General features: G+C 64.7%; 1 protein-coding gene. It reads left to right on the top strand.

Annotated features, from left to right (window positions below; genetic code table 11):
• On the top strand, positions 1 to 706 hold a 706-nt coding region (locus IL54_RS00060; RefSeq protein WP_037472032.1), incomplete at both ends, for a UDP-glucose dehydrogenase family protein.

Here is a 706-nt window from a genome sequence, read left to right as displayed (position 1 = left end):
GCGGATGCCGATTTTCGAGCCGGGGCTGGACAAGCTGGTCGGCGACAATGCCGCATCGGGTCGCCTGACCTTCACCACGGACCTAGCCGCGGGCGTCAAGGGCGCGGATGCGATCTTCATTGCCGTCGGCACGCCTTCGCGGCGCGGCGATGGCCATGCCGACCTCTCCTATGTCTATGCTGCAGCGCGGGAAATCGTCGCCGCGCTCGATGGTCCGGCGGTCATCGTCACCAAGTCGACCGTGCCCGTCGGCACTGGCGACGAGGTCGAGCGAATCGCGCGGGAATTGAAGCCCGATCTCGACATCCAGGTCGTATCCAACCCCGAATTCCTGCGCGAAGGCGCGGCCATCGGCGATTTCAAGCGGCCCGACCGCGTCGTCGTCGGCACCACCGGCTCGGAACGCGCGATCGCGGTGATGAGCCAGGTCTATCGCCCGCTCAACCTCAATCAGGCACCGCTGATGTTCACCGGGCGGCGTACCGCTGAACTCATCAAATATGCCGCCAACGCCTTTCTGGCGACCAAGATCACCTTCATCAACGAGATGGCGGACCTGTGCGAAGCGGTCGGCGCTGATGTGCAGGACGTGTCGCGCGGCATCGGCCTCGACAACCGTATCGGCTCCAAATTCCTGCATGCAGGACCGGGCTATGGCGGCTCCTGCTTCCCCAAGGATACGCTGGCGCTGGTCAAGACCGGTCAG

The sequence above is a fragment of the Sphingobium sp. ba1 genome (genome assembly GCF_000743655.1).
Lineage (GTDB): Bacteria > Pseudomonadota > Alphaproteobacteria > Sphingomonadales > Sphingomonadaceae > Sphingobium.
The sequence above is the reverse complement of the archived record's forward strand: the minus strand, read 5'-3'. Positions and strand labels throughout refer to the sequence as shown.